The sequence below is a fragment of the Pseudidiomarina tainanensis genome, from assembly GCF_900115255.1.
In the GTDB taxonomy this organism is placed as follows: domain Bacteria; phylum Pseudomonadota; class Gammaproteobacteria; order Enterobacterales; family Alteromonadaceae; genus Pseudidiomarina; species Pseudidiomarina tainanensis.
Genome location: NZ_FOYU01000001.1, coordinates 1137076 through 1161287, shown reverse-complemented (window position 1 = coordinate 1161287; position 24212 = coordinate 1137076). Strand labels below are relative to the sequence as shown.

Annotated in this window: 20 protein-coding genes; 15 read left to right on the top strand and 5 right to left on the bottom strand. The window is 49.6% G+C overall.

Translation table 11 applies throughout. From position 1 onward, the window contains the following. The first annotated feature begins 2 nt into the window (after nt 1–2). Genes wecC through BM292_RS05600 form a run of 6 tightly spaced genes read left to right on the top strand, consistent with a single transcriptional unit; the run spans nt 3 to nt 6682 of the window. Nucleotides 3–1199 carry a UDP-N-acetyl-D-mannosamine dehydrogenase gene (gene wecC, locus BM292_RS05625; protein ID WP_092856935.1) on the top strand — a complete coding sequence of 399 codons (1197 nt, stop codon included), beginning with the start codon at nt 3–5 and terminating at the stop codon, nt 1197–1199. Nucleotides 1200–1232: 33 nt separating this feature from the next. Then, a complete protein-coding gene (gene wecB / locus BM292_RS05620) occupies nt 1233–2366 on the top strand; it encodes a non-hydrolyzing UDP-N-acetylglucosamine 2-epimerase (RefSeq protein WP_092856161.1) in 1134 nt (377 codons plus the stop codon). 11 nt (nt 2367–2377) lie between these two features. Beyond that, the gene (locus BM292_RS05615; RefSeq protein WP_092856159.1) at nt 2378–4021 is read left to right on the top strand and encodes a heparinase II/III family protein; all 1644 of its coding nucleotides are present in this window, start codon (nt 2378–2380) and stop codon (nt 4019–4021) included. A gap of 1 nt (nt 4022) precedes the next feature. Further along, entirely contained in the window at nt 4023–5198 is a 1176-nt protein-coding gene (locus BM292_RS05610) for a glycosyltransferase family 4 protein (protein WP_092856157.1), read from the top strand. Continuing rightward, entirely contained in the window at nt 5191–6147 is a 957-nt protein-coding gene (locus BM292_RS05605; protein ID WP_092856155.1) for a UDP-glucose 4-epimerase family protein, read from the top strand. The genes BM292_RS05610 and BM292_RS05605 overlap by 8 nt, the downstream gene beginning before the upstream one ends. Further along, nucleotides 6131–6682 (top strand): sugar transferase, encoded by a 552-nt coding sequence (locus BM292_RS05600; RefSeq protein ID WP_092856152.1) that lies wholly within the window; start codon nt 6131–6133, stop codon nt 6680–6682. Before BM292_RS05605 ends, BM292_RS05600 begins: the two co-directional genes overlap by 17 nt. 24 nt (nt 6683–6706) lie before the next feature. Here the strand turns inward: BM292_RS05600 and BM292_RS05595 are convergent, their stop codons facing one another. Then, a complete protein-coding gene (locus tag BM292_RS05595; RefSeq protein WP_092856150.1) occupies nt 6707–7345 on the bottom strand; it encodes a hypothetical protein in 639 nt (212 codons plus the stop codon). A gap of 97 nt (nt 7346–7442) precedes the next feature. On the opposite strand from BM292_RS05595, the gene BM292_RS05590 reads away from it, so the two are divergent. Further along, entirely contained in the window at nt 7443–8381 is a 939-nt protein-coding gene (locus BM292_RS05590; protein ID WP_092856148.1) for a hypothetical protein, read from the top strand. Between the two features lie 60 nt (nt 8382–8441). Here the strand turns inward: BM292_RS05590 and cysN are convergent, their stop codons facing one another. Both cysN and cysD read right to left on the bottom strand, forming a co-directional pair. Beyond that, nucleotides 8442–9848 (bottom strand): sulfate adenylyltransferase subunit CysN, encoded by a 1407-nt coding sequence (cysN, locus tag BM292_RS05585; protein ID WP_092856146.1) that lies wholly within the window; start codon nt 9846–9848, stop codon nt 8442–8444. A 2-nt stretch (nt 9849–9850) separates the two neighbouring features. Then, a complete protein-coding gene (cysD, locus tag BM292_RS05580; RefSeq protein ID WP_092856144.1) occupies nt 9851–10753 on the bottom strand; it encodes a sulfate adenylyltransferase subunit CysD in 903 nt (300 codons plus the stop codon). Nucleotides 10754–10927: 174 nt separating this feature from the next. Between cysD and cysC the strand changes: the two genes are divergently transcribed. Together cysC and BM292_RS05570 are read left to right on the top strand one after the other, a co-directional pair. Then, nucleotides 10928–11545 carry an adenylyl-sulfate kinase gene (gene cysC, locus BM292_RS05575; RefSeq protein WP_092856142.1) on the top strand — a complete coding sequence of 206 codons (618 nt, stop codon included), beginning with the start codon at nt 10928–10930 and terminating at the stop codon, nt 11543–11545. After that, on the top strand, nt 11545–12531 hold the full coding sequence (locus tag BM292_RS05570; protein WP_092856140.1) for a hypothetical protein: 987 nt from the start codon (nt 11545–11547) through the stop codon (nt 12529–12531). The genes cysC and BM292_RS05570 overlap by 1 nt, the downstream gene beginning before the upstream one ends. Before the next feature lie 50 nt (nt 12532–12581). Here BM292_RS05570 and BM292_RS05565 read toward each other — a convergent pair whose 3' ends face one another. Then, on the bottom strand, nt 12582–14117 hold the full coding sequence (locus BM292_RS05565) for a phospholipase D family protein (RefSeq protein WP_092856138.1): 1536 nt from the start codon (nt 14115–14117) through the stop codon (nt 12582–12584). A gap of 155 nt (nt 14118–14272) precedes the next feature. On the opposite strand from BM292_RS05565, the gene BM292_RS05560 reads away from it, so the two are divergent. The 4 genes from BM292_RS05560 to galE all read left to right on the top strand — a co-directional run bounded on the left by BM292_RS05560 (nt 14273) and on the right by galE (nt 19403). Further along, nucleotides 14273–15415, top strand: coding sequence for an SEL1-like repeat protein (locus tag BM292_RS05560; RefSeq protein WP_092856136.1), 1143 nt, complete (start codon nt 14273–14275; stop codon nt 15413–15415). After that, a complete protein-coding gene (locus tag BM292_RS05555; RefSeq protein WP_092856134.1) occupies nt 15412–16224 on the top strand; it encodes a sel1 repeat family protein in 813 nt (270 codons plus the stop codon). The genes BM292_RS05560 and BM292_RS05555 overlap by 4 nt, the downstream gene beginning before the upstream one ends. 156 nt (nt 16225–16380) lie before the next feature. Further along, complete coding sequence (locus tag BM292_RS05550) at nt 16381–18279, top strand: nucleoside-diphosphate sugar epimerase/dehydratase (RefSeq protein ID WP_245751821.1); 1899 nt, start codon at nt 16381–16383, stop codon at nt 18277–18279. Between the two features lie 104 nt (nt 18280–18383). Then, nucleotides 18384–19403 (top strand): UDP-glucose 4-epimerase GalE, encoded by a 1020-nt coding sequence (gene galE / locus BM292_RS05545; RefSeq protein ID WP_092856131.1) that lies wholly within the window; start codon nt 18384–18386, stop codon nt 19401–19403. Between the two features lie 62 nt (nt 19404–19465). Here the strand turns inward: galE and BM292_RS05540 are convergent, their stop codons facing one another. After that, nucleotides 19466–20860, bottom strand: coding sequence for an MBL fold metallo-hydrolase RNA specificity domain-containing protein (locus BM292_RS05540; protein WP_092856129.1), 1395 nt, complete (start codon nt 20858–20860; stop codon nt 19466–19468). A 172-nt stretch (nt 20861–21032) separates the two neighbouring features. On the opposite strand from BM292_RS05540, the gene BM292_RS05535 reads away from it, so the two are divergent. Further along, complete coding sequence (locus BM292_RS05535; protein WP_092856127.1) at nt 21033–21317, top strand: hypothetical protein; 285 nt, start codon at nt 21033–21035, stop codon at nt 21315–21317. Nucleotides 21318–21404: 87 nt separating this feature from the next. Next, nucleotides 21405–24101, top strand: a complete 2697-nt coding sequence (locus tag BM292_RS05530; protein ID WP_092856124.1) for a putative bifunctional diguanylate cyclase/phosphodiesterase — start codon at nt 21405–21407, stop codon at nt 24099–24101. Nucleotides 24102–24212: the final 111 nt, after the last annotated feature.

The window sequence follows — 24212 nt, the reverse complement described above, 5'->3', positions numbered from 1 at the left end:
GTGTGACAAAGGATATTTGTATTGTAGGTTTAGGTTATATAGGGCTCCCCACCGCCGCACTTCTTGCTAATCAAGGCTACCAAGTACTCGGGGTTGACGTTTCAGAAAACGTAGTAAATATCGTAAATAAAGGGGATATTCACATTGTTGAGCCCGAGCTTGATGCATATGTAGCCAAAGCAGTGAAGCTGAAAACGCTTACGGCAGCGCTACAACCGCGACCTTCAGATGTTTTCGTTTTGGCGGTACCGACACCATTTCATGACGGCCATGTACCAAACATTGATTACGTTGAGGCCGCAACTCGATCAATTGCGCCGGTAATTAAAGCTGGCAATATGGTAATTCTAGAATCAACCTCCCCGGTAGGTACGACAGATCGCGTCGCAGAAGTGTTACGTGAAGAGGGTGTTGATATCGAATCAATTCATATCGCTCACTGTCCCGAACGTGTATTACCTGGTCATATTATGCGTGAGCTAGTTGAAAATGACCGTATTGTTGGCGGGATTACGCCTGAAGCGACAGAAATTGTCGCCGACTTCTACCGTTCGTTTGTCTCTGGTGAGGTTTTAACCACCGACGCTCGTACTGCAGAAATGGCTAAACTTACAGAGAACAGCTTCCGTGACGTTAACATCGCATTCGCGAACGAACTTTCTATTTTGTGTGACAAGTTTGGCATCGATGTTTGGGAACTTATTCGTTTAGCCAACCGTCATCCACGTGTGAATATTTTGCAGCCCGGAACCGGTGTCGGCGGCCATTGTATTGCTGTTGATCCATGGTTTATCGTGCACGCCGGCGGCAAAGATGCGCGCATCATTCGTGCGGCACGTGAAGTCAACGATTATAAAACGTCTTGGGTAGTCGAGCGAATTCTAACTGACATTAAGGCTTTCCGAGAAAAGGAAGGACGTGAGCCTACCGTTGCGTGCATGGGTCTTTCTTTCAAACCAAATATTGATGATTTGCGTGAATCACCAGCGCTTTCCGTATTCCAGTCGCTAGTTATGGAAAATGTGCAAGCGTTAGCTGTTGAGCCGAACTTAAAACGCCATCAGAGTATCGTTTTGCATGATTATCATGAGGTTACAACATCTGCCGATATCGTCGTGTACTTGGTTGCGCACAATGAGTTTAAGCACCTATCCGTGAACGGTCAGGTTTTGGATTTCTGTGGCGTAACTCGCGCTTAATTATTTCTGATTTGTGATAGGTATTCGTTGCTCATGAAAGTTTTATTAGCCTTTGGTACGCGACCTGAAGCGATCAAAATGGCACCACTAGTAAAAGCGTTGCAAGCTGACTCGCGTTTTGAAGTTGTTGTTGCAGTAACTGCACAACACCGTGAGATGCTCGACCAAGTGCTAGCATTGTTCGAAATTACGCCAGACTATGATTTAAATATCATGAAAGCAGGACAAGACCTGTATGACGTAACGTCTTCTGTTTTACTAGGCATGCGGTCAGTATTGACTGAGTCGTCGCCCGATATAGTGCTGGTACACGGAGACACAGCGACTACCTTTGCGGCTTCGTTGGCGGCATTCTATGCTCAAATTCCAGTGGGGCACGTTGAGGCTGGATTGCGCACGCATGATCTCTATTCACCATGGCCGGAAGAAGCCAATCGCCAATTAACCGGGCGCTTAGCGCAGTGGCATTTCGCTCCGACTGAGCGTAATCGTCGTGATTTATTGGCAGAGGGTGTTTCTGATTCTTCTATCTTGGTCACCGGTAACACGGTCATTGATGCCCTGCAGTGGGTAACTGCGAAAATCGAGGACTCTACTGAGTTGCGCTCTTCGATTTCGTCGACTTTGACTGCCGCAGGGTTGACTATTGATTTGGCATCATCACGCTACGTGTTGATTACAGGGCATCGTCGCGAGAACTTTGGCCAAGGGTTTGAGAATATTTGTGCTGCTCTTCGTTCGCTGGCTGTAGCGCACCCTGATGTGCATTTTGTCTACCCTGTTCACTTAAATCCGAATGTGCAAAAGCCTGTGCGCTCACTGCTAGGTGGGCTTACTAATGTGCATCTGATTGAGCCCCTTGGCTATGAACCGTTCGTTTGGCTCATGCAAGGTTGTCATTTAGTATTAACCGATAGTGGCGGCGTGCAAGAAGAAGCTCCGGGCCTCGGCAAGCCGGTACTCGTCATGCGTGATACAACCGAGCGCCCTGAGGCCGTTGAAGCAGGCACCGTGCGCCTTGTCGGCACCTCCGTTGACGCCATTGTTTCATCAGTATCATCGTTACTAACTAACTCGGACGAGTATTCAACAATGTCGCATGCGCATAACCCTTATGGGGACGGGCAGGCATGCTCGCGTATTTGTGACTTCCTAGGTAGTCGTTAACCTATTACTCAATGAAAAAAATCGTTCGCTTTTATCACACGGTCAGACCGCTGAAATTTGAGCAGGTCTTCTATCGGCTCATATATCGACTGTTTCCATTTAAACCAAAATCTTATTCTTCCACACAAGAGATTTCAGCAAATAGTTGGCCACTTTACACGCCAAAGGTTGGTGAACAAAGCCTTTTTGAAAACCACGAAGTTCGTTTTTTGAATAAATTTGCAGTTATAAAAACGCCGCCAGATTGGAATGACGAGACAACACATTCAAAGCTTTGGCTATACAACTTGCACTACTTTGACGATCTTAACTCTCCAGATTCAGAAAACCGTTCTCTGCTACAAAAGCATTTTATCTTGAAATGGATCGACGAAAATCCAGCGCCGCATGGAAACGGTTGGGAGCCTTATCCAATCTCTTTAAGGCTAGTGAACTGGATAAAATGGTGCCAATTTAATCAAGAATACGATGTTGAAATACTTCGTAGCATGGAACAACAAGCTGATGCTCTTATGGCGCAGCTAGAATTTCACATACTAGGTAATCATCTGTTTGCTAATGCTAAAGCACTTGTATTTGTGGGTTGTTTCCTTAACAGCTCCCGTTCTGCCGATTACCTTACGAAAGGGCTCGCACTACTGGAACGTGAAGTCTCTGAACAGTTCTTAGAAGATGGCGGTCATTTCGAATTAAGCCCAATGTACCACTGTATTTTACTTTGGGATTTGATTGATCTTTTAAACTTGGCTGTAGCTAGTAACAATATTCAAATAAATCGCTATCGAGATGAATGGGCGGACGTAATTGAGCGTGGGCTCTCGTGGCTTTCGAAAATGTGTCATCCAGATGGCGATATTAGTTTCTTTAATGACGCAGCATTTGGGATTGCTCCAGCACCTCATGAAATTTTTCGCTTTGCTCGATCGGTCGGAATAACCAATCAATCTGATTCGGTGTCATCGTCAGTTATGTTGCCTGAGTCGGGTTACTCACGGTTGGTGCGCGGCCCGTTCACATTATTCTTTGATCATGCTGAAGTTGGCCCTAGTTATCTACCAGGTCATGCGCATGCCGATACTTTAAGCGTTGAGCTCTCTTATGGTCGACACCGTGTATTCGTTAATTCAGGCACTTCTGAATATGGAACTGGAGCTGAACGACAGCGACAACGTTCTACCGCAGCACACAACACCGTATTTATTAATGGTGAAAACTCTTCGGATGTTTGGGCAGGATTCCGCGTAGGTCAACGTGCGCACGTTTCTGAGCCTCAGTACTGTGAAAATGAAGATACCGTCGTTGTGCGAGCTGAGCATGATGGTTTTACACATCTGGTAAAGGGGTTTACACATTCGCGTACCTGCTCAGTCTCTGCAGATAGGGTGCTTATTGAAGATGAGATAGGGGCACGTTGCTCTAAAACCGTTATGGCTCATTTTCATTTACATCCAGATATACATACTGAAATTGTTGATGATAATTCGGTTCGTTTAAAGTTGTCTTCGGATGAGTTTCTGCTATTCCATGCTGACGTACCGATAAAAATCGAGAATACAACGTGGCATCCCGAGTTCGGGAAATCGATTCCTTCTACTAGACTTGTGCTCGTTATTCCGGGCTCTTACCTTACTTGCGAATTAACTCTCGGATCTTAAATTGAAGTTATTAATTTTATCGTTTTATTACGCCCCCGATTTGTGTGCGGGCTCGTTTCGGTGCACAGCATTAGTTGAAGAACTGCGTAAGCGTGATATTGAAATCGAAGTAATCACTACATTACCGAATCGTTATGCCGGATTTAGTGCGGAGGCACCTAAGTTTGAGCAAGACGGCAACGTGACGATTCATCGTGTGGCATTACCTGCCCATGATAGTGGTATGGCTGATCAAGCACGCGCTTTCGGAGCTTTCTATCGAGCTGCTCGCCGACTTGTTCGAGAACGTCGCTTTGATGGCGTATTTGCTACCTCCTCTCGGCTGTTTACAGCATTTCTTGGCGCACGTATTGCGCGTTCCTTGAATGTACCTTTGTATTTGGATATTCGAGATATTTTTGTCGATACACTAAACGATGTGTTACCAAAGAAAGTTACTTGGGCAGCGTCACCGGTTTTAAACTTAGTTGAGCGCTATACGTTTAGCCGTGCAGGCCGAATTAATTTGGTATCAGCAGGCTTTGCTGAATATTTCAGGTCTCGCTATCCGAATGCAGGTTATAGTTGGTTCACGAACGGAATTGATCAAGAGTTTTTGAGCGCTGCCCCGGTTGACTCGCGTAATTTAGGTAGCGGTAATCAGCTAACTATTCTCTATGCTGGGAATATCGGTGAGGGGCAGGGGTTGCATAAGATTGTACCAACTTTGGCGTTAGAGCTTGCTGGCAAAGCCAAGGTCGAAGTTATTGGCGCAGGCGGTAGATTAGAGCAATTGAAGGATGCTTGTTCTGACGTTGAAAATGTTTCGTTATTACCTCCTGTATCTCGCTCTGCATTGATTGACGCCTATCGTAAGGCAGACGTGTTGTTTTTACACTTGAATGACTATGACGCGTTTAAAAAAGTTCTACCATCGAAGATTTTTGAATATGCAGCCTTAGGTAAACCGATTTTAGCGGGCGTAGGTGGCTATGCCGCTGATTTTATACGTGAACATGTATCGAACGCCGCAGTTTTTGAGCCTGGTGATGTTGCTGGTGCTGTTAGGGGTTTTGAGCAACTGAGTATGCGTGAAGAGCCTCGAATTGAATTTGTAGAACGATTTGCACGCACGCAGATAATGAATGAGATGGCCGATGATATCCTTTCTTTTATGAGAGGCGACCAACGTGACTGACTCGATTTCGCGTATTGCACTCACCGGTGGCACGGGATTTGTTGGATCGAATTTGCTGGAGCGTTTGTGCTCTGAAGAACTATCGGTATTAAATATGGGGCGATCATGTGGTATTGGCTCTGTAATGGAGCATGCGTTCTTTGATCTTGGAGATACTTCGTTTGACGTTCAGGGATCGTTGCGTGAGATTGACGTTTTAATTCATTGTGCAGCTCGCGCGCACGTAATGGATGAAACCTTAGAGAAGCCATTGGACGCATACCTCCAGTTCAATACTGATTCTACGTTACGCTTGGCTTCACAAGCCGCCGCTGCTGGCGTTAAGCGGTTTATCTATTTGAGTTCAGTTAAGGCGTTGGGTGAGTCAACACGAATAGGAAAGCCATTTGCCTATGATTCACCGTTAGCACCAGAAGATGATTACGGCGTTTCTAAGGCCCGCGCCGAAGATGGCCTTCGTGACATTGCAGCACGGACAGGTATGGAAGTCACAATTATTCGTCCGCCGTTGGTGTATGGCCGCGGGGTGAAGGCTAACTTCGCTGCAATGATGCGCCTTGCTGGGCGCAACTTACCGCTACCACTAGCTTCGATCCGTAATAAGCGAAGTATGGTTGCTTTGGACAACTTAATCGATTTGATTTCAACATGCATCACCCATCCTCTCGCAGGAAATCAAACGTTTATGGTCAGTGATGACGCGGATGTGTCGACACCAGAATTGTTGTCGGCGATGACCAGAGCATATGATAAAAAGCCGCGACTGTTGCCATGTCCACCTTCAATACTTTCGTTAGGTGCCAGCCTACTCGGCAAGCGCGCTGTTGCTGAGAGACTTTTAGGCTCGTTACAAGTTGATATAGAACATACCAAACAGGTTTTAGGCTGGGCGCCGCGCGTTAAGCTTGATGATGTACTCAAGGAGATGGTACGTGATTCGGTTATTTGATTTCTTTTTTTCGTTGGTAGGATTAATTGTCGGTTTTCCTGTTTTGGCAATTTTGTTTGTTATTGGACTGTTTGATACCGGTTCGCCACTGTTTCGCCAACAGCGCGTAGGACGTCATGAGCGGGCGTTTACTTTGGTTAAATTCCGTACTATGCGTGTTGACACAGCCTCCGTCGCTTCTCACCTTGCGAGCTCTGCCGCAATTACTCGCTTCGGACATTTCTTGCGTCGCACCAAACTCGACGAGCTCCCGCAACTGTGGAATGTACTTAAAGGCGAGATGAGCCTCGTTGGCCCTCGACCGTGCTTGTTTAATCAGGAAGAATTGATTGAAGAGCGCCGTTCTCGTGGGGTTCTTGAAGCACGCCCTGGAATTACAGGATTGGCGCAAGTGAATGAAATTGACATGTCTACTCCGTTACTTCTGGCTGAAACAGATGCTCGAATGCTTCAGTCATTGAATTTGAAAAATTATTTCAAATACATCTTTATGACGGTTGCCGGTAAAGGCAGTGGCGATCGAGTTCGAAAATAACTTTCTCTAACTTGGAGCAACGGGCTAATAAAAATCAAAGTTCGCTTGGCCCGTAGTGTCGTCGTAGTTTAACTGCGAGTTCCTTGCTTTCATCAGACATTCTATCCAGTCAATGAGCTTTCTCTTCCAAAAATCCCATCCTGAGCGTGCTAACCACTTGCGCTCTGCTTCAAATAGCACATCTCGCGCGAACTCTCTTCCGCCAGTAAGGTGCCTTGGATTCATCACCCAGTGTTCAAGGTGAATCTCAATCACATCAATATTAAGTTGCCGAAGCTTTTCAAGCTTACTTCTACCGACAGGGTTGTTAACGCACACCTCAATGAAATAACCTTTATTTCCAACATATCCCACGGCGTCGATTCGCAGACCGACGACTTCCTTTTCAAGTTCTACTCTATCGAAAATTAGCAGCGCTCCATTAGGCGATATCAGATGCCCCGCATCCTTGATATATAACTTTGCGAATTTGTGAACTTCTGTCTCGTTTATGAATGAGCCGTGTTTTGGTGTACCCGCCTTATGTCGGAAGTGGTGGGCTTTATGCTTTCCCCGAACAGCGAATACTTGGCTTCGGCATACACTGCAAACGTATTGGCTGTTTGGTTTAGTGTGGCTGACATGTGTTAACACTTGCGTTTGAACACAGATGGCTTCGTGCATGACTTTCTACCTTCATTCGGTGTAACTTAGTGCAAGTCATCATTCGCGAATGGCATGCGTAAAACGAGAGAGTGAGAGGGAATCACAGGGAGTCTTTATGGATTCAGATAAACAAAGGCTTGTGGAGGCGGCGCGTTGCGGCTTGAAGTGGTTGGAGATTCAAGCTAAGCGAAAAGGTGCCAGTCAGCGCAAGCACAAGATTTTAGATAAGGTTTGTACTGCGATTATTAATAGCGATGGTACTGTGTCCTCGTTCATAGCAAAGGAAATCTATGATTCTGAAAAAGATCATGATTCTGGTAGCCAAGCTAATAAAATATTTTCCGAGTTTGGTGACATCCTCGAGAGCTGGGCTGAGAGCTTCAACGAAGTGGCAATTGATAATGGATTCAAGTTTTATCTAACGGGTAAGGTTTCTAAGCCTGAAACTGTTCGGGTTTTGGAAATCGACGCTCTTGAGGTCGATAGCACAGCGACGGTGGCAAAGGATAAAATACCAAAAGGGCACATTCGATACAGTATTTGGGAACGTAAGGCATTGCCTCGTTGGCAGCAACGGCTGTTGCATCGTGATATGGGTCTTGGTACCAATTTTTTGTTAACGACTTTGTTTTTAGTCGCTCCAACAGCAATCGTTTTATTTACCGTTTATTTTGCGCTTGGAGTCATTTATCAACCAAGTGTTTGGTTAATATCTGTTTTCATTGGGTTGCTTTGGACTGAATTTCTGTTTTTAAAGTGGTTGAATGAGATTTGGCACTTATATGATCGGAAGATTATGATTTTACCGATGATTTTAACACCACCAGAGCAACCACCTACGGCTTTAGTTATGCGTCGCGTAAAAGACAAACGATGGCCGGTTATCCATGCAATTGCGACGAGTGCTGATTGCTTATTTTGTGATGGTACGGTGTATTTACGCGAAGACACACACTCGCGTTATCGTGTAATAGGCGCTTGTAACCGCCACCCGACGGAACATCGGTTTACGTTTGATCATACGAATAACCTTGGTCGGGCGCTGGAGGATTGACGGCGCTTCGCGCCACCCGCCTTCCCTTAAGGATAGAACGCCGGGCTACGTTGGGCCGGGCTATACTTCCTTCGCGCCCCAGTGCGGGAAGTGTTTGCGTACGTACGCATTCAGGTTTTTCTCGAATTCGCTGACTTCGCCGGGTGCGACGGTTTCATCAGTCAGTGGCTGATACACCATGCCGGCGCCGACGGTGGCGTTGGTGAGTTTGTCGATGAGTATGAATGCGCCGGTGCTGCGGTTGATGCGATACTTGTCGAATACCACGCGCTCGTGCACATTCACATCCACTAAGCCAATTTCATTGAGTACCAGCGTTTCGGCATCGTTCTCTTCGAGGCTGTTCACATCTATCCGGTAGCGCACGTTTTCCACCACACAGGTAGTCAGCTTGCTACCCATCTTCAAGTAGTATTCTTTATACGGCACGAGGCCGTCTTCATTTAACCACACCATTTTTGCGCGTAGTCGGCTGGACATATGCGGCATGGCGTTCTTCTCAACAATCATATCCCCACGACTAATATCAATTTCGTCATTGAGCGTGAGCGTGACGGCTTGCGGTGCTTGCGCTGATTCTAATTCACCGTCGAAGGTGTAAATGCTTTTGATGGTCGAGATTTTACCAGACGGCAAGACCCGAATGGTGTCGCCTTGCTTCACGGTGCCAGACGCAATCGTACCGGCATAACCACGAAAATTAGGTGTTTCAGCGTTGTTCACGCGGTTCACATATTGTACCGCAAATCGAAAGTCGCGATGGTCACCGTCGCGGTTAATCTCTAACGTTTCCAGATATTCCATGAGCGTGCGGCCACGGAACCACGGCGTGTTGATACTTTTATGGACCACGTTGTCGCCATTGAGCGCACTGATCGGCACAAAGTGGATATCGGGAATATCGAGCTGACCGGCAAGCTTTAAGTAATCATCTTGAATGGCTTTGTAGCGCGCTTGGTCGTAATTGATTAGGTCAATTTTATTGATGGCAACAATGGCGTGCTTGATACCCAGTAAACTGACAATGTAACTATGGCGCTTGGTTTGCGTTTGCACGCCTTTGCTGGCATCAATCAAAATAATTGCGAGATCGCTGGTGCTGGCGCCGGTTGCCATGTTGCGCGTATATTGCTCGTGGCCTGGGGTGTCGGCGATGATGAACTTGCGCTTGTCGGTGCTGAAATACCGATACGCCACATCAATGGTAATGCCTTGCTCGCGCTCTGATTGCAGGCCATCAACGAGTAATGACAGATCGAGCGGTTCGTTGGCGCTGGTACGACTTTTACTGATGGCGGCGAGTTGGTCATCGTAAATCATTTTGCTATCGTGCAGCATGCGGCCAATCAGCGTGCTTTTTCCATCATCCACACTGCCACAGGTAATAAATCGCAACAGCTCTTTATTCTCGTGCTGCTCGAGGTATTGCAGGATATCTTTCTCAATCAGTGGCGACGCATGGCTCATGGCTAGAAATACCCTTCCATTTTCTTCTTCTCCATTGACCCATTGGCATCGTGATCAATGACCCGCCCCTGACGCTCCGAGGTTGTGGTGAGCAGCATTTCTTGGATAATTTCTGGTAGCGTTGATGCGGTTGATTCAATCGCGCCGGTGAGCGGGTAGCAGCCGAGTGTGCGAAAACGCACGGTTTTCATTTGAGGTTGTTCGTTGGGCTCAAGCGGCATGCGCTCATCATCGACCATGATTAGTGTCCCGTTTCTTTGGACTACCGGACGGGGTTTAGCGAAATACAGCTGCGGGATTTCGATATTCTCGAGATAGATGTATTGCCAAATATCCAACTCGGTCCAATTGCTGAGCGGGAATACACGAATACTCTCTTGCGGATGCACTTTGGTGTTGTAGATATTCCACAGTTCAGGGCGCTGATTTTTCGGATCCCAACGATGGTTCTTGTCGCGGAAGCTGAAAATGCGCTCTTTGGCGCGTGATTTTTCTTCGTCTCTACGTGCGCCGCCAAAGGCTGCGTCGAACTGATATTTGTTCAGCGCTTGCTTGAGTGCTTGGGTTTTCATCACATCAGTGTGCACCGCGCTACCGTGGCTGAAGGGGCCAATGCCTTGTTGGATGCCGTCGGGGTTTGTATGTGTGATGAGTTCAAAGCCGTGCTTCGCTGCCATACGGTCGCGAAATTCAATCATTTCTTTGAATTTCCACGTGGTATCGACATGCAGCAACGGAAATGGAATTTTACCCGGCGCAAAGGCTTTGCGGGCAATATGCAGGAGCACTGAGCTGTCTTTCCCCACGGAATACAGCATAACTGGATTGCGCAGTTCAGCGACCACCTCACGCATCACGTGAATGGCTTCGGCTTCGAGCTGTTGTAAGTGGGTGATTGGGTTCATGCGCTTGAGTTTATCGCATGTGGCTGGTGTGGGGAAGAGGTGGGGTGCAGTCCTTACTCCGCACCCCTCCTGGGTGCGGAGTAAGGACTGCACCCTAAACCAGCTAGTTTTTATGTTTAAGTTCCGTGATATGCTTTTCGCTATTTTCAATCTTTAAAAAATCGGATGTTAAAGATGAGTACAAATATTGTTTGGCATGAAGCCTCGGTTTCGGCGTCTGAGCGCACTGCGCAAAAAGGTCACAAGCCCTGCGTGCTTTGGTATACCGGGCTGTCGGGCTCGGGCAAAAGCACCATTGCCAATGCGGTCGATAGAATGCTATTTGAGCGCGGCTGTCATAGCTATATGCTCGACGGCGACAATGTGCGTCATGGTCTGAACAAGGATCTCGGCTTTGATGATGCCTCGCGGGTGGAAAATATCCGTCGCATTACCGAAGTTGCGAACTTGATGACCGACGCTGGGTTGATTGTCGGCACCGCATTTATCTCGCCGTTTGTGGCTGATAGAGCGCAAGCGCGTTCTTTGGCTACTGCTGACTTTATTGAAGTGTTTGTGGATACGCCGCTGGAGGTGTGCGAGCAGCGCGACCCGAAAGGTTTGTATCAAAAGGCTCGAGCAGGCGAGATTCCGCACTTTACCGGGATTAGTTCACCGTATGAGCCGCCGGTCGCGCCGGAGGTGCATTTGCATACGGCGTCGATGAGCGTGGAAGAGGCGGCGTCGCAGGTTGTCGATGCGCTGGTAGCGCGTGGGGTGATTTCTGCGGGTTCTGGATTGGAGCGTGGCTGATGTACATTGATGTATTTAATGGCGATGCCGATGGTATTTTTTCGCTGATTCAGTTGCGTAAAGTGTTTCCGGTGGCTCCGTCTGAGCAGTTGTTGGTGAGCGGTGTGAAGCGTGATAACGCGCTGTTGGGGCGCGTGAGTGACGAACAAGCCGCTGACGCGGTGGTGCATGCGTTAGATATTTCCTTTGATAAAAACACCGATGACCTGCGACGTATCCTGTCGCTTGGGGCTTCGGTGTTTTATTGTGATCATCATCAGGCGCGCACGTTGTTCGAGCATGAGCGTTTGCAGTGCTTGATTGATTTTGCGCCGACGGTTTGTACCGGATTGCTAATGAATTCATATCTTGAAGGGCGTCAGCAGTTGTGGGCTGTGGCGGCGGCGTTTGGGGATAGTTTGAATAGCGTGGCGTTGGCGAAGTGCGCTGAGTTGGGCTTGTCTGATGCAGAGGCTTCGGTGTTACGCGAACTGGGCGTGCTGGTGAATTATAACGGCTATGGTGCCTCGGTGGACGATTTGCATTTTGCGCCGGAAGATTTGTATGCGGCGTTGATGCGTTACGATTCGCCGTTGGCGGCGGTGGCGGATACAGCGGCAGATGCACCATTTGCTGTGCTGCGTCGTGGTTTTGCTGAAGATATGGCAGCGGCTGCAGCGGCCGATGTGGTGGCATGTGATGATGTGGTGCGTGCGGTGATGTTGCCTGCTGAGGCGTGGGCGCGCCGTATAAGCGGTACTTTAGGCAATGATTTGGCGCATGCGAATCCGTCGCAAGCGATTGTGATAGCGACGCCGAATGCAGATGGTGCCACGTTGACCGTGAGCTTGCGGGCGCCGAAGGTTCGTCTTGAGGGCGCTGGAGATATTTGTGCTGGGTTTGCGACCGGGGGCGGGCGTGCTGGCGCTGGTGGGGTGAATGCGCTGCCGGTTGGGGAGTTGGATGCGTTTGTTGCTGCTGTGCGAGGGTATTACGGAAGCGTGTAGGATAACGGCGCTTCGCGCCATCCGGCATTTACCTGACATGGAACGCCGGGCTACAACAACGAATCGATGGGTAGGAGTGAGAAGAAGCGGATGGCGAGGCGGTTGAACCAGGTGGTGCCGGGTTCGGTGGTGTGGCGTTTGCTGATGATGCCGTCTTTGTCTCGCTCTAACCAAACCAGATCGCCGTGTTGGTCGAGAATCACTTCGTAGGCTTGCTGTGGGGTTTCTTGCAGGAACTTGTTCGCCATACGCTCGCCGAGCGCTTCACTTTCGACGACTAATCCGAGCTCGGTGTTGAGATTCGCTGAGCGCGGATCAAAGTTAAATGACCCAACAAACACACGGTGCCGATCAACGATGAAGGTTTTTGCGTGAAGGCTACTGGCCGACGAGCTCGAAAACGTTGGATTTTCATCATCTTTTACGGGCGGATTCGGAATGGCGGCGGGGCGTAGCTCAAATAATCTGACACCGGCGTTGAGTAAGCGCTTACGATATTTGGCGTAGCCCGAGTGCACAATGGCGACGTCGTTGGTGGCAAACGCATTGGTGAGTACGCTCAGTTGTACGCCATTGCTGATGATATTTTGCAGTGATTTCACCCCAGCTTTGGTCGGAATAAAGTACGGTGAAATAATCAATACTTCTTGTTCAGGCACACCGAGAACTTCTTTCAGTTTGTAGGTGATGCGCTCCTCTTCTTCAATATTCCCAAGAACTTTGTTAGGTGAGTCACTGACCACGGTGGCATTGGCCCAGGTGATGTTGTTGTTCTTGAAAAAGCTTTCTAGTTCATGAGGCGGTTGATAGGTTGCTTGAGTCATGTTGGGACGAGTTTTTTTTGCCATGTCAGGCTCGAGCAATTCCAGTGGATAGGCCGAGTCGCTATTCCAGTAACTATCAAACTCGTTAGAAATGGTGCTGACGATTTCGCCGACCGCCAGTAGGTCAAGGTCGGAGAACAAAATATCACTTTCCCCTCGGAGAAAATAATCATCACCAATGTTACGCCCACCCACAATTGAGGCTTGATTGTCTGCTGTGAGCGACTTGTTGTGCATGCGCCGGTTGGCGCGGTCAAAATCGGTGATAAAACCAAGCACCACCGCGCCGCGTGGCATAAATGGATTCACCAGACGGACGTCAATATTTTGATGCGCATTCAGCTGATGCAGTAATGGGGTGATTGGCTTGGTGTGAAAGTCGTCGAGGAGTAGTCGAATGCGCACGCCTTTTTCCGCTGCTTGTTGCAGAGCCTCTGCTGTTAGCTGGCCGGAGATATCGTTGCGCCAGATGTAGTATTGAATGTCGATACTTTGTTCGGCGTTATTGATGAGCATGAGACGGGTGTCAAGCGCTTGCTTGGCTTCGCCTAAAACAACGATGCCGGCGTTATGTTGGTCTGAATCTGACGAGTCCTGCGCTTTGGCACGGATGATCTTACCGAGAGCGGTTGCGGTGGTTGCTTCGGCGGAGATGGCTTGGCTGGTTTCGCGTTCTGATAGATCGGGCAGGCTGGCGCAGCCTTGCATGCTGATAAACAATAGGCTGGCGCAAAATATATAAATTCGGCGAATGGTGATCATACAGACGCTCACTCGGTACAGACACTTAACCGTAGCGCATGGTGCCCATGTTTAGCAATAGGAGGGGTGCAGTCCTTGGACTGCACCCCTCCTTTTCTTGACTTTGTCGGCGGTGGGGCATAATTTTCAAACGTTACCTTGTTGAGATATTGCCCATGCGAATCATCGTCTTTCTCGCAACGCTGGTGTTCAGTAGCACCGTGTCTGCGCAGTCTTACCAAATGCCAGAAGGCGAGCAGGGATATTGGAAGCTCGAAGAAGTCTTGTTGTGGCAACTGATCGACCCTGCCGAAAATGGCGAACCGTTTGCTATTTCGAAGTTAAATCAATTGGTGAAAGATTGCCTTGCAAACGCTGACTGCAAAGGGCCGTTAGCCAATCGCAGTTCACAACCCACCGGGAAACAGCGCGAAGCCGCTGTCGCGGCGGCGCATTTAGCCGAGTTGTTTTGGGATAAAGCTGAGGCCGCAGGATTGCAACGCGACGCCGTGCGGTACATCCGCTTGCATACATTTGCCAACAACTTGCTGTATGCGCCCAGCACCTATGCACTCGGGCGACTTTATTTGCATGGCTTTGCTGCAGGTGGGATTAGTCAAAATACTGAGCAAGGCGTGAGGTTGCTCAAAAGCGCCTATGAACGTGGTCACATGGAGTCTGCCATTGAACTCGCTCTTTATTATCGTTCGATGGGTTTGCGCGACCCAGCACGCAATACCTTCGAAGTCGCCTTTAATCTCATCAATCAATCTGCGGCCACGCCCGATTCCTTCGTTGAGGTAATTCATACCAACCTACGCCAGTTGGGTTATCCACTGGACGATGTAGTCGCCGCTCGTAAGTCAAGCGTCGCAACACCTGAGAGCAAAGTCGTACAGCAGCAAACGCAGGCGGCTGTGCGACAAGATCGCGTTGAGCAAGCGCGTCAGTGTTATGCCGATGCCGAGTCGATAACGCGCCGAGATAGCCAGTTGCGTCGCCAGCTAAGCTCTTTAGATGCATCACTGAATGACGTCGAGGGCGATATCAATGTACTTCGCAATACCCGCAGCACGGTGAGCGGCACCTACTCAGGCCAGTTAGAAAGTTATGCGCGTAGCGGCCAATTTAGCCAGTTAGAACAAGAGCGACGCGAACTTATTCGTGAACGCGGCTATGTCGATCGCGAGTTGCGTGATTTGATTCGCTATGCCCAATCCCGCCAAAGTGAGTGCAACTTATCGTTGTACCGCAGCGAGTATGATTTGGTTTGTCAGGGCAACACCTCGAACTCGTTCTGTAAGGGGTATGACCTATGAGCAAAGTACGCAAGTGGCTAGTTTGGGGTTTCGTTGGCGTACCTTTGGGCGCATTGACGTTGTTGTTTGTGGCCGGCGTTTTGCTAGATGCAGGCATTCTGCCCGAACGTGCACCATGGCATGCGCAGGCTGCAGAGGCGAACAAACCGATACCGCCAACACCCGAAGAAGTGAAAACTCCCATGGGAAATTTGGTGGCGCAACACTGGACAGACGCATGGTTAAGAACCTATGACCTCGTCAGACAAGCGACGCAGGGCGATAAAGATTCTGACGCGCGCTTGCGTCAGATATTGCAGCGTTGCCCCTCGATGGAAGCATGCCCAACACCGGAGAATGCATTTGCGCCGATCAGCAACGACATGGCCGACTTCATAACCGTGCAGTACTTGCTGGGCGCTTATTACCTGCAGCTTGCCGATGCAACGAATGATGCCAAAGCTGGCGATTATGCATTTAAGTACCTGAATATTGCCACCTTGTACAAACATCCACTTGGCGCTTTTGGCTACGCCCAACTGCGCCAACATGGCAAGTACACCGAGAAAGATTTGAATAACGCTTATGCGTTTTATTTGGAATCTGGTCAGGGCGGCTATCTACCCGGTGCCTTGCGCGCCGCAAAAGTGGCGATTGATGCGAAAAGTTGGGGTTACGCCCGCAATGCAATGTTGTTGGCGCTGCTATATCCGGTGACCGATGATGAGCGCGCGGAATTAGAAAAAGACTTACGCACCATTGAACTCGCCGCCCTAAACAAGACGTTAGTGACCGCAGACGAGTTGCCTCGCAACATCACTGTTTTTTAAATAAGAGGAGGGGTGCAGTCCAAGGACTGCACCCCTCCTTCCCACCCCTCTCTTCGAGTATTGCTACAATTCCTTAACACGGTTATAATTCTGTTACTTTGATTTTAAAAAAAATCTAACGAAACGGAATTTTCTGTACAAGGTTGTTGTTTTCGCGTGAAATTTTTGCTTCCCATACTGCAGCTCCCGCGCTCGATGAAGCGCTTGGTGAGTCTCCTCGCTGACGCAACAGCTATTCTGGCTGCGCTGATAGTCGCGCATATTTTGTCGTATTTGTACCAGCCTCCTGCGCATTTACTGAGTTGGGCTGGGCTTTATGTCGCTTTGACAATCGGCTCGTTGGCGGTATTCACCAAGCTCGGTTTGTATCGCGCGGTGGTGCGCTATGTGAGCTTTCGTGCGCTTGGCTCGGTGCTGATTGGTGTGTTTATTTCAACGTTGTGGCTATGGGCACTTAAAACGGCACTGCAACTCGATTTCCCTGGGCACGCGGTTGCTAATTACGGCTTAATGGCCTTGCTGATGATTGGCGGTAGCCGCCTGATTATGCGCGAGATTTATCAACGGATGGTGAGTCGTCGGAAGCGCCGCGTGCTTATTTATGGAGCCGGCTCGGCAGGGCGTCAGCTGGCGCAAGCGTTGTTAAATGGTGAGCAGTTTCATCCGGTGGTGTTTGTTGATGATGACAAAACGCTACAAAAGACCACCATCATGGGTGTTCCGGTCATTGATCCATCGCAAGTGGAAGATGCAGTCACGAGCGGTCAAATCGAACGTATTTTACTGGCGTTACCATCCGCGTCGCGCTCAACCCGTAAGCAAATCCTTGAATCTCTGCAGCCTTTAAATATTCGCGTACAAACCATTCCGGGCATGGCTGATATGGTTAATGGCGATATATCAATTGATAGTCTGCAAGACGTAAACATTGAAGATTTGTTGGGGCGTGATCCGGTAGCGCCCGATGTAACGCTAATGCAGAAGCATATTCGCGACAAGGTGGTGATGGTGACCGGTGCGGGCGGTTCGATTGGCTCGGAGCTGTGTCGTCAGATTATTTTGCAAAAGCCACGGGCTTTGGTGTTGTACGAATTGAGCGAATACAGTTTGTATGCCATCGACCGTGAGTTACGTCATTTATGCGACCGTCAGGGCATCAGTCTCGATATCTTCCCGATGATGGGCTCGGTACAAAACCAGTCGCGTGTTGAGGGAGTGATGAAAGCGTTCAAGGTGCAGACGGTGTATCACGCTGCCGCCTATAAACATGTCCCGCTAGTTGAATTCAATATGGTTGAGGGCGTTCGCAATAACGTGTTCGGTACGTGGGCAACGGCTGAAGCGGCGATCAATGCACGGGTTGAGCAGTTTGTCCTGATTTCAACCGACAAAGCGGTGCGCCCCACCAATGTGATGGGGACCACCAAACGTTTAGCTGAGTTGGTGTTGCAGTCGCTGGCCGAGCGTGAAGACGTGGCCACGCGTTTTTGTATGGTGCGCTTTGGTAATGTGCTGGGGTCATCGGGCTCAGTGGTGCCGCTGTTTAAGCAACAAATTGAGAACGGCGGGCCGGTGACGGTGACGCACCCTGATATTACCCGCTACTTTATGACCATTCCTGAAGCCGCACAGTTGGTGATTCAGGCGGGAACCATGGGTTCAACCGGCGCCGTGTTCGTGCTGGATATGGGTGAGCCTGTGCGTATTGTCGATATGGCAAAGAAGATGATAAACCTGTCAGGACTTGAATTACGTTCGAGTGACAACCCAGACGGTGATATCGAAATAAGTTTCACCGGTCTGCGGCCCGGTGAAAAGCTCTATGAAGAGTTACTGATTGGCGATAACGTGGTGCCCTGCGCTCATCCACGAATCATGCAAGCGCGCGAAGACTACCTCGACTGGTCGGCCATGCATGATTTGCTGCAACTGCTCGATAATGCTTGTGAACATGCCTTGTACGACACCCTCCGTAAGCTTCTGTTACAAGCGCCATGCGGCTACAAACCTACCGAAGAGTACGTCAACGACTTACTCGCCCGCCCTCTTTTATAAGTTAAGAGGGGTGCAGTCCAAGGACTGCACCTGTATACTTCCGCTGTGATTGAAAAGGAGGGGTGCAGTCCTTGGACTGCACCCCACTTACATAGGAGTTGGGGATGATTCTGGTGACTGGTGGTGCGGGTTATATTGGCTCGCATACGGTGGTTGAGCTGCTGCAAGCGGGCCACGATGTTTTGGTATATGACAATTTCTGCAATAGCTCGGTAGAGAGCCTCAAGCGCGTCACAAAGATAACTGGCAAAGAAGTGGTGTGCGTTGAGGGCGATGTTCGCGATGGCGAATTATTACAGCGTGTATTTGCTGAGAATGATATCTCGGCGGTGGTGCACTTTGCGGGCTTAAAGGCTGTTGGCGAGAGTGTGGCGAAACCCCTTGAATACTACGAAAACAATTTCGCAGGCACCATGATTTTGCTCCAGGTGATGGCTGAACATAACGTGAAACGCATCGTGTTTAGTTCGTCGGCGACGGTTTATGGTGACCCCGCGAGTGTGCCAATTCGCGAGGATTTCCCAACGGGTGCCACCACTAACCCCTACGGTACATCGAAGTATATGGTTGAGCGTATGCTCGCGGATTTGTGCGTCGCCGACCCAGAATGGTCGGCAATTGTGCTGCGTTATTTTAATCCAGTGGGTGCGCATGAATCGGGGCTGATTGGTGAAGATCCGAATGACATTCCGAATAACTTACTCCCATACATTGCGCAGGTTGCCGTTGGCCGCCTGCCGCAGTTGAGGGTGTACGGTGATGACTACCCGACCAACGATGGCACCGGCGTGCGCGATTACATTCATGTGGTCGACCTCGCACTTGGGCATTTAGCGGCGCTAGAAAAACTGGAAGCCGCTACGGGTTTTGAAGCAGTAAATCTTGGCACTGGCAACGGTTACTCGGTGTTGGAAATGGTGCGGGCGTTCGAGCAGGCTTCAGGCCGTCCGGTACCTTATCAAATCGTGCCTCGACGCCCGGGCGATATCGCCGTGTGTTATGCCGACCCAGCCTACGCGCGTGAATCGCTTGGTTGGACCGCGCAGCGCGACCTCGCCACCATGATGACTGACTCCTGGCGTTGGCAGTCGCAAAACCCGAATGGTTATAAGGGTGCAGTTTAAGGACTGCTCCTCAAAGAGGTGCAGTCCTTGGACTGCACCCCACTTACTCCCGACTTACTCCGCTAAACCACAGCCCCAGTTATCAACCCCGACCGTTCAATCGCGGCAGCCAGCGCCGCTTTCGCACCGGCTTCACCATGCACCAGCCGCACATCGTGCACCGAACCTACGGTAGTATGCAAAAACTCCAGCAATTCGCGCTGATCGGCATGGGCGCTATAGCCACCTAACGTATGTACTTGTGCGCGAATGTCGTAGCGCTCGTGATCTAACACGACGTAGCCGCCGCGCGGGCCGTAATCTTGAATTTGCCGGCCTGGCGTGCCTTCGGCTTGGTAGCCGACGAATACAATGTCGGTGCGCGAATCATCAATCAACGCCTTCAAGTAATTGACGATACGCCCGCCGCTACACATGCCGCTGGCGGCCAATACAATCGCTGGCTCTCCAGATTCACGCAGTAGATCAATAATCTCGAGGTGTTGATCGTGGCTTTCGACCACATGCAGGCGTTCAAAATTTAGCGGGTGTCTGTCGTCGGCTAAACGCGAACGAGCTTCTTCATCCCACAATGCTTTCAGCCGGCGATATTGCTTGGTGTATTGGCTGGCCAGTGGCGAATCCAGAATAACGGTCATCTGCCGCCAGTCTGGATCGCTATGGATGAGGTCTTCAATTTCATACAGCAACTCTTGCGTGCGACCGATACTAAACGCTGGTATCAATACGGTGCCGCCGTCGGCATAGGCGCGTTCAATCACTTCTTTCAAGCGCGTTTGCCGTGTTTCACGGTCTTCGTGCAATCTATCTCCGTAGGTGCTTTCTAGCACCAGCAAATCAGCAAACTCCAGTGGCGTGGGGTCTGGCAGTAGCGGCGTATTCTTGCAACCTAAGTCACCCGAAAAGACAACCCGCAGCGGGTTCTCTTGTATACCGGCGGCGACCATTTGCTCGAACTCGACATAAGCCGAGCCCATAATATGACCAGCGTTGCGTAGGCGCATGCGCCAACCGTGCTCGAGTGCGTGCCAGCGATCAAGAGGGAGGGGTCGGAGTAAGGACTGCACCCCACCTAACACGCGAGCGGCGTGCGGAAAACGGGTAAGCTTCATCGCATCAGCCAGAACTATCGGCAACAGCACGGCGGTTGCCGGCGTGCAATATATCGGCCGACGAAAGCCAGCGGCCATCAAGCTGGGTAAGCGCCCAACATGGTCAATATGGCAGTGGGTGATCACTAAACCCATCAGGTTATCGATATCAAAATCAATGTTTTGAATCCGTTCAGCACTTCCGCCACTAGCTTCAAAAGCCGCGACGTCACCACCTTGAAATTGACCGCAATCAATCAGCATCGACGCACCGTGGGCCAGCTGGAATTCGTGGCAAGAACCGGTCACGCCTTGATGCGCGCCGTGATGCTCAACACGGGTAATTAAGCTTTCTAGCACGTCCATGTCATCTCCATTAATGTGTTATCAACCTGATTTTATTTAAAAATTAACATATGTGTATTCGCTTTGCTAAGTTTTGTTTTCATTAAAATACGTTATTGTTTACAATGTATTTACGTTTTGTGCTTTTAAACGTAAAAAACCACGATAAATTGTCACAGGGAGTTGGAACATCGTGAGTGACCAAAAAACAGCGCAAGCAGAAGAAGCTAACGAGATAAAGGGCGCGCAGCGAGCACGGCGCAAAATATCGCTGTATAACGGTACCGAGAAATTATCGGATTTAGGTGTGCCGTTGGCAGAATCAAATGGTGCCGCAATTAAACGCGCACTGGCCGAGTTACAGCGCTCGCCGATTCTAACGCATGCGGTATTTCGTGATCGCAAAGGCAAGCAGTGGGTCATTCCTCGGGCGATATCTGTTGTGAAGCGGCTAAAAATAAGGTTTTTCGCTAGCTAGCAAAATTTACAATTCGGCGCTAGTCATTCTGTTTTGATTATGGTTATATTGAGCATATAACAATAATAAGAAAACAGAGGCGGGGGAATGCGCATTATTCAAGTCGATCAGCAGGCCAAGGCGGTCGTGAACTTAGTGATTGGTATCGCTTTGTTTATGGCTGCTTTTGTGATCTTGGTGTATCGGTTTTTAGAGCCCACGCAACTGCAACTCTACCACTCTCTTAGCTCATCAATTTTAGTTGCCGCGGGTTCACTCGGCATAGCGCTCTTCACTTATGATTTGAATAGTCAGCGCGAGTGGAAGTCAGGCACCTCCCGACTATTCTCTGTGCTAGCGGTTATTGCTTCGGCCGATGGCTTCATGGGCAGTTTGTTCGATAGCTTCGATTCACAAGTACACAACGGCTTATACATCACTACCGGTGTGATTGGTTTGTGGATGACTTTGCGCCTGCGCCACCCACTGGCAGTTCGCGCGCAGCGGATTTTGGCTGGCCTAGCAGCACTGGCGCTGGCCATTTTACTGTTTATGCACTTCATCTTTGAAGCGCCAATACTCGCTCGTCATCCAACTGGAAGCCTAGTTGCCGGTGCCTTGGTGTTACTGGCATTGATCGGTTTGTGGAATCAAGGCACTGCCAGCGAGAGCGAACTCCCTTGTGTTAGCGTGCTCACGTCAACGATTGCGGTTGTCGGTCTGTTGCTCTCTTCGGCGATTGGCGTGACGTTATTTCACAACGAAATGAATGAATTGCGTGATAAGGGGCGCGAAGCGGCGGTGAGTTTGAATGTCAGCCGGCGCGCGGCTGGTAAAGAGCATGTCAGTACCTTGTTGCGACTAGCAGAGCGCTGGGAGAATTATCCGGATACCATTCACGACCAGTTGATGTCGCTGGATATGACGGCTTTTTTACGCGACGTCGATTTTCTTGAAAGCCTGATTTTACGCCGTGGCAATGAGCTAATTTGGGAGCGTTCGCGCGATCAAAACACGACTTACAAATCGCTTTATTCGGAAGACGGCTATTTGCAGCAGCAATTTGACCCAACTCGCAAAGGGCAGGTGCAAATGTTGGTTGCTTCGCGCACTCGTACTGAGTCTGGCGCACGGCTGTTTATTCATGTGCCTCTCGATTTTAAAGACGATAACTACGAAAAAGGCTACTGGGGCATTTTGGCGGTTGTGAATGTGCCGAAAATGTTGGCCAATCAAACACTGACTTATCGTTCGCCAATTTATACCTACACCGCCATCTCCAACGGCATGTTGCTGGATGAATACGGGCACTGGGTATCTGATACCACGCTGACATATTTGCAGAAAAAAGCCCTGTTTTTGTACGAAAGCTCGCTTGATACTGACTTCACCACCGGTACGCCTATTTATTCGTACATGTATGATTTGAAGGACATGCAAGCCCGCGCCAACTTGCAAACTTTGGTGAGTTTTGCCGGTATTGCGATTGTTTTGTTCTTGGCGCTTACCATTGAGCGTAACCGTGAACTGGTGGTGCAAGGTCGGCAGCTTCGCTTCCAAGCTGAACACGATGCGCTTACGGGCCTTTATAACCGCACCACCATTGAGCGCATGATTGCTGATCGATTCCATAAGCAACGCGACCTAACCGCATTGTTTATCGATCTCGATGGCTTTACGCTCATTAATGATAGCTTGGGCTTGCAAGTGGGTGACCGCTTACTTCAGGTACTTGCGCAACGGTTGAGTAATATTGTCGGTAATCGCGGCATGTTGGCACGCTTCGGTGGCGATGAGTTCTTAATTGTCACGCAGAATATGCATGAAAATGAAGAAGTGGTGGCGGAGCTGACGGCGAAGATTTTGAGTGCTGTGGCACAGCCGTATCGCATCATGCATCACAAGATTTATCTCACTGCGAGTATTGGTGTGGCGCATCAAACTGAAGACCAATATGCGCCGCTGGAGCTGATTCAGCGTGCCGATATGGCCATGCATCAAGCCAAACGGCAGGGCCATAACCACGTTCAGATTTATCAAGACAGCATGAGCTTGCAGTTTAAGTCGTCGGCAGCGATGCGCTCGAGCCTGCAAGAGGCGATTGAGAAGAATCAACTGACGCTGCATTATCAGCCAATTGTGCGTTGTAACGACGGCGCCACGATTGGTTACGAAGCGTTGCTGCGTTGGGAACGTGAGCCGGGTAAATTTATTTCGCCAACGGAGTTTATTCCGCTGGCAGAAATGACCGGACAGATTATTCCGCTCAGCGAGTGGGTGTTCCGCCGCGCCTGTGAAACCGCGGTGAAGCTACAAGAACAGGGGCCATGTAAAATGGCAATTAACCTCTCGACGCTGCACTTTAATCGGACCGAGTTTACGCCGTTCTTGGAGCAAACTTTGGAAGAAACCGGCTGTAAGCCAGAGTGGCTGGAGCTTGAGCTTACCGAGAGTATTTTGATGGAAAACACCGATTATGCGGTGGAAGTACTGCAGAATCTGCGCAATAAGAACATCACGATTTCATTGGATGATTTTGGGACAGGCTTCTCGTCACTGAGTTACTTGAAGCGCTTGCCGGTTGATAAAGTCAAAATCGACCGTAGCTTTGTGGCAGGTATTCGTACCCATCGCTCTGACCGAGTGTTGATTGGCTCGGTGATTAAGATTGCTCAGAGCCTTGATTTCGCAGTGGTCGCGGAGGGCGTCGAAACGCCACAGCAAGCGGAATTTGTCACCGAACTTGGCTGCAACTACATGCAAGGCTTCTACTTCGGACGCCCAGTCCCATTCGAGGAACTGTAGCCCGGCGTTCCACGCCGGGTAGCGCGCAGCGCTGTTATTGTTCGGGCTTCTTCGATGCCGAAGCCGGGCTACGTAAAACATTCGTTAATTCCGATCTTTTGGTCTATTAAT